Genomic DNA, 613 nt, shown 5'->3' with positions numbered 1-613 from the left:
CCCCAAACTACCGGCGTCTCAAGAGCTTCTGGCGCTTGCTATGAGTGTAGGAAGGATGTCCCGTATCACATTCAGCTCGCAGCTCAAAAAGTGGGAGATCAAGTGGGATGCTTTTCTCAAGGAGAGGACCATAAATGATGAAAACGGCAAATGGCAATACACGCACAAATCACTGAGATCAGCCCACTTTTCCTTTCGTCAATACCTCCCTACACTCTTTACTTACGAGGAATACTCGGACATACAGATCCCTAAAACCAACAACGCCATTGAGGGGCTATTTACTGCACTCAAAAGCCGTCTTAGAGCGCATAATGGAATGTCCCAAGATCACAAGAAACGATTCGTGGATGGGTTTTTTAGGCATAGGGATATCGCCCAGTTTACATCCAAAAAAGAGGAGGGGCAATAGTACCCCTCCCCTGTCAGTGTAAACTGTTCTGACTCCATTGACCGTATCCCTCACCGGTTGCACCCCTGCAGAGCCGGCTACGTTTCAGGTCAACGAACAAAGGTATCTGTTTTTTCTTCTACTTCACCCACCATTTTGACCTATACTTGAGTACGAAAATGGCTATTGGGCTGTTTCACCCACCATTTTGACCTATACGCC

At 47.0% G+C, this 613-nt stretch carries 1 pseudogene; it reads left to right on the top strand.

Features of this window, described 5'->3' with window-relative positions:
- Positions 1–412: pseudogene (locus tag HMPREF2890_RS00080) on the top strand (resolvase); the annotation flags it as partial.
- Between the last annotated feature and the right edge of the window lie 201 nt (positions 413–613).

It is taken from the genome of Porphyromonas sp. HMSC065F10 (assembly GCF_001808555.1).
Taxonomy (GTDB): Bacteria; Bacteroidota; Bacteroidia; order Bacteroidales; family Porphyromonadaceae; genus Porphyromonas_A.
Note: the sequence above shows the minus strand (reverse complement) of the source record. Positions and strands in the feature narration are given on the sequence as shown.